The following is a 5,138-nucleotide window of genomic DNA, read 5'->3' as shown; positions in this document are numbered from 1 at the left end:
TCGGCTATAGCCAGATCATCCCCTATGAGAGCATTCAGGCGGCCGAGCCGAGCAGCGGTTATTTGCTGGAGAAGGAGCTGCTCATGATCACGGAAATTCGGGCCGGAAATGACGCCGCAGTCCATGCGATTTTACAGGAATGGTCAGGACAATTGGCAGGGCTGCCCGTCAAGCAGGTGAAAATGATCGTCACCCAGCTTGTACTGTTCGTTATGCGCATCGTCCAGAGCGATGCATCGGTCTGCCAACTGCCCATGCAGGAGCAGGACCCGCTGCTGGAGCTGTCCCGCTTGCGGCACGGGCCGGAGATGATCGATTATGTATCCCGCTATTTTGTCCGGGTCGGTCGTCATGTCCGGGAAGCTCGCGAGAAGGGGATTCCGCGCAAATTTCAACGGGCCAAGGAGTGGATTCGTGAGCATCTTCAGGAGGATGGCGGCCTGAACAGCCTTGCGGCTTACATGAATATGAGCCCCAAATATTTGAGCGCCCGTTTCAAGCAGGTCACGGGGGAGAGCTTTGCTGAGTACCAGACCCGCGTCCGTTTTGAGCGTGCGCGTGAGCTGCTGCTCGACACGAACCGGAAGGTGGCGGAGGTGGCCGAGATTGTGGGATTTTCGGACACGAATTATTTTAGCATCGCCTTCAAAAAACATACCGGACTGACCCCGACGGAGTTCCGTAGAACATTTTTGTAAACGCGCTGTTAAAAAAATCATACCAAAACAAAGAGAGTCTGGAGTCGTTGGGTGGTCGGCTCCGGACTCTCGGCGCATAATAGGCTTGTAAGGAGAATCCAGTTCAGGAAGGGGCCGATTGATTTGCTGAAACGAAGGTTACGGACATGGATGGCTCTTATAATGACGGCGATGTTGACAGGACTGGCGGCTTGCAGCGGCAATGCTGGCGAACCGGTCAATCCGAATGCGGTCGAGCTCAAGTTCATGTACTGGGGAAGCAATGACGAGAAGCAGGCAATGGAAAAAATGATTCAAAGCTTTAATGCATCCCACCCGAATATCCGGGTAAAGGGCGAGCATGTCCCTGGTGACTACACGACCAAAATTAACACGTTAATGGCCGCTAATCAGCTTCCCGATATCGCCTACCTGGGTGATTCGCTCACGATGAAATGGGCAAGTGAAGGCAGACTCCTGGATTTATCCTCCTATTATGATGAATATCCCGAATTAAAAAACAAGCTTAAATCCTCCTATCTCTACAGTGAACCCGGCAAGTCTATCGGCAATTATACCGCCTTGGAAGTGATGCAGTTATTTTACAACAAGGAGCTGTTCACAGAAGCGGGTGTGCCTGTCCCTCCGGCCGATCCTCAAAAAGCGTGGACATGGGATGAATTCCTGGAGATTGCCAAAAAGCTGACCAAGGATCAGAATGGCAAGCATCCCGGTGAAAGCGGCTTTGATCCGAAAAATATTGTGCAATACGGCTTTGCCTTCGGCAACGACCGCAGCTCCTGGGGGCCGCTTCTGGCGAGCAATGGCGGGGCTTTGACCGACAAAACAGGCAAGAAGTACACCCTGAACCGTCCCGAGTCGGTGGAGGTATTTCAGAAGCTGCAGGATCTGGTTTTCAAGGAGCATGTTGCTCCCGATTTGATCCAGCAGCAGGACATGCCATCCAATACGATTCGGCTTCAGACGAGAAAAGTCGCCATGGTGGTGGACGGGACGTGGTCCCTGCTTGATTTTTCGAACAACAAGCAGCTGCAATGGAGTATCGGCGTATTGCCGAAGCTGAAGGAACCCAAAACGATGATCGTTGCGGGGGCCACTGTCATTTTCCAGAGCACCAAGCATCCGAAGGAAGCGCTCGAATTTTATTTGTACCACAACAATCCGGAAAAGGTGGACCTGTTCAAGTCCGGTCTGTGGATGCCTATCGAGGAAAAATATTATACCGATGAGCAGGCCATCCAGTCATGGACGAATAATGCGGCCCATCCGCCGGAATTTCGGCAGGCAGGCATTGAGTATGCCAGAGACTACGCCATCAAGCCGTCCACCTCTACGCTGCGCAACTGGCCGGATATCGGTTCCAAGCTGACCCCGGGGCTGGATCTGATCTGGACGAATAAGAAGACGCCGCAGCAGGCATTGGATGAGCTGGAGCCTATTATTCAGCCGTTGCTCCAGGGAGTGTATCCGGATGAATAAACCGACTGCACAGCTGCGAAAGGAGATTGGCCCATGAAGCGGCAGCAATCAGGAATGATGCGCATGGAGCGTAACTGGGGTCTGTTGTTCGCGCTTCCTGCCATTCTGGGACTGCTCATATTTACAATTGGGCCAATCGCCGCCTCATTCATATTCAGCCTGACCGACTGGACCATTGGCGGACAGATGAGCTTTATAGGGCTGGAGAATTATCGGACCATTCTGACCAAGGATACAACCTTTTCCCAATCGATGTTTGTGACCACGTATTATGCGCTGGGCAGTGTGCCTCTTGGCTTGACGGCGGCTTTTATCATTGCGCTGTTGCTGAATCAAAAGGTGAAAGGTTTATCGATATTCCGCACGATTTATTATTTACCCACCATTGTGCCAAGTATTGCGAATACAATGCTGTGGCTGTGGATGTTCAACCCGGATTTTGGCTTGCTGAATTCGCTACTGGAGAGTGTTGGACTGCCGGGAAGCAAATGGATTTATGACGAAAGCACTGCGATACCTTCTCTCATCATGATGAGTACCTGGGGGATCGGGAATACGGTCATTATCTTTTTGGCAGGACTTCAGTCGGTTCCCACTCATCTGTATGAAGCGGCTGAGGTGGATGGCGGCAATCTGTGGCACAAATTTTTTCATATTACCATTCCCTCAATGACACCCACCATTTTCTTCAATTTGGTCATGTCGTTAATCGGCACCTTTCAGGCCTTCAATCAGGCGTACGTGATGACCAACGGAGGACCCAACAATGCAACCCTGTTCTACGTGTTCTACTTGTGGCGTACGGCTTTTACGGAGACCAAAATCGGCTATGCCTCAGCGCTGGCCTGGATCTTATTTTTTGTCATTATGGTGCTGACCGTCCTGATTTTCTCCACGTCCAAAAAATGGGTTCACTATGAAGGAGGGGAACGATCATGAACCAGACCACTTCTGCTGCTCATGCTTCCGAAGCACAGCAGCATCCGCCCCCACAGCCTGAACGCTCCCGCAGTCCTGCACCCGCTACCCGTGCCAAGTCCTTCCCAATCAGTCGTGTTCTGCTGTACATCGTTTTAATCTTGGGCAGTATTTTGATGCTGTTGCCGTTTGTATGGCTCATTCGCAGCTCTCTGATGGGAACCTCACAAATTTTTGTGTTCCCGCCAGAGTGGATACCGTCTCCTTTTCAATGGAGCAATTACCCGGAGGCGCTGACTTCGGTGCCGTTCGGCAGGTATTTTATGAATACATTCCTGATTGAGGTGTGTGTGCTGACAGGTGTAATGTTGACCTCGATTGTATCGGCGTTTACGTTTGCCCGTCTGCGCTGGCCTGGACGCAATCTGATCTTTTCCCTGCTGATCGGATCAATGATGCTGCCGTACGCGGTGACGCTGATTCCCACCTTCGTCATGTGGCGAGAGCTGGGGGGACTGAACACCTTTCTGCCGCTGATTGCTCCTGCATGGTTTGGCGGGGGAGCATTTAATATCTTTTTGATGCGCCAGTTCATGCTGACGATCCCGCGTGATCTGGACGAAGCGGCTTATATGGACGGAGGTACACCTCTGACCGTGCTATGGCGTGTCATTATTCCCTTATCTTCACCCGCATTGATCGTGATCGGGATATTTACTTTTATTGATGTGTGGAACGATTTTTTGGGCCCGATTATTTATTTGAGTGACGAAAAGCATTTTACGCTGGCGCTGGGATTGGCGACTTTTCGCGGGCTGAACAATACGAACTGGCCTTACCTGATGGCGGCTTCCAGTACTATTTTGGCTCCCATCGTTCTCATTTTCTTTATCGGACAACGGTATTTTATTGAAGGTATTACACTGACAGGCATCAAAGGCTAGCAGGAAGCTGGAGCTGGAATGAGCTTGAGTAATGGGGAAATGTGCAGGAACAGTGGACGCAGGAGCTTCGGGAAGGCAGCAGCGAGAAGAGGATGGATAGGTTCAAAAGCATGCGGTGGATCGTGTGCCAAGTCGTATTACTTGAAAAGGAATATGGAGCAGGGAGGCAGTGCGAGTGAAAGAGGAAGAAGTTCGAAATGTGCAGGCTGCTGCAAAGCCGTTACAAGGTATTCCAGGCAGACTGGCCCGATTGCGCTCGGAATTCCCGGCACTGGGTATAGACGCGCTGCTCATTACACATGGGCCGAATCGGCGCTATATGACCGGATTTACAGGCTCGGCCGGGATGGCGCTTATTACGGAGGAAGACGCTTTTCTGGTAACGGATTTCCGCTATATGACACAAGCAAAGGATCAGGCACCAGAGTATTCGGTCATTCAGCACGAAGTACAAATTTTCCAGACGGTAGCCGCGCTGACGGGTAAATTAGGCGTTCACCGACTGGGCTTGGAAAGTCGTCATGTTTCACTCCAGCAGTCGGGTCAGCTTCAAGCCGCGCTGGGTCCGCTGGAGTATGTGCACACAGAGGATGTGATAGAACGGCTGCGCGATGTGAAGGACGAAGATGAGATTCGGACGATCAGCGAAGCGGCGCGTATGACCGATGCTGCTTTTACGGAAGTGCTGAATTACATCCGGCCGGGGGTAACAGAGCGACGGATCGCGGCGGAACTGGAATATCAGCTACGGCTGGCGGGTGCGGAATCGGGTGGCTTTGCATTCATTGTCGCTTCGGGTGAGCGTTCGGCACTGCCGCACGGGCTGGCCAGTGACAAGGAAATTGGTCAGGATGAGTTTGTCACAATGGATTTTGGCGCGAATGTGCGTGGCTATCTGTCCGATATTACGCGCACTGTCTTTGTCGGCAAGCCGTCGGAACGTCATAAGGAACTGTATGCCATTGTGCTGGAAGCGAATATGAAGACGATTGCAGGACTTCGCCCAGGCTTAAGCGGCCGGGAGGGGGATAGTCTGGGACGGGATGTGATTGCCTCGTATGGCTATGGGGAGCAGTTTGGCCACGGGCTGGGTCACGGC

General features: G+C 52.1%; 5 protein-coding genes. All 5 read left to right on the top strand.

From position 1 onward, the window contains the following. The coding region (locus WG8_RS19405) for a helix-turn-helix domain-containing protein (protein WP_007431942.1) at positions 1 to 698 on the top strand (698 nt) is incomplete at its 5' end. Between the two features lie 123 nt (positions 699 to 821). Next, a complete protein-coding gene (locus tag WG8_RS19400; protein ID WP_232289135.1) occupies positions 822 to 2,177 on the top strand; it encodes an ABC transporter substrate-binding protein in 1,356 nt (451 codons plus the stop codon). 33 nt (positions 2,178 to 2,210) lie between these two features. Next, entirely contained in the window at positions 2,211 to 3,116 is a 906-nt protein-coding gene (locus tag WG8_RS19395) for a carbohydrate ABC transporter permease (RefSeq protein WP_007431939.1), read from the top strand. Continuing rightward, entirely contained in the window at positions 3,113 to 4,039 is a 927-nt protein-coding gene (locus tag WG8_RS19390; protein ID WP_007431938.1) for a carbohydrate ABC transporter permease, read from the top strand. The genes WG8_RS19395 and WG8_RS19390 overlap by 4 nt, the downstream gene beginning before the upstream one ends. 175 nt (positions 4,040 to 4,214) lie before the next feature. After that, a partial coding sequence (locus tag WG8_RS19385) for a M24 family metallopeptidase (RefSeq protein WP_007431937.1) occupies positions 4,215 to 5,138 on the top strand: 924 nt, incomplete at its 3' end.

It is taken from the genome of Paenibacillus sp. Aloe-11, from assembly GCF_000245715.1.
In the GTDB taxonomy this organism is placed as follows: Bacteria; Bacillota; Bacilli; order Paenibacillales; family Paenibacillaceae; genus Paenibacillus; species Paenibacillus kribbensis.
The sequence above is the reverse complement of the archived record's forward strand: the minus strand, read 5'-3'. Positions and strand labels throughout refer to the sequence as shown.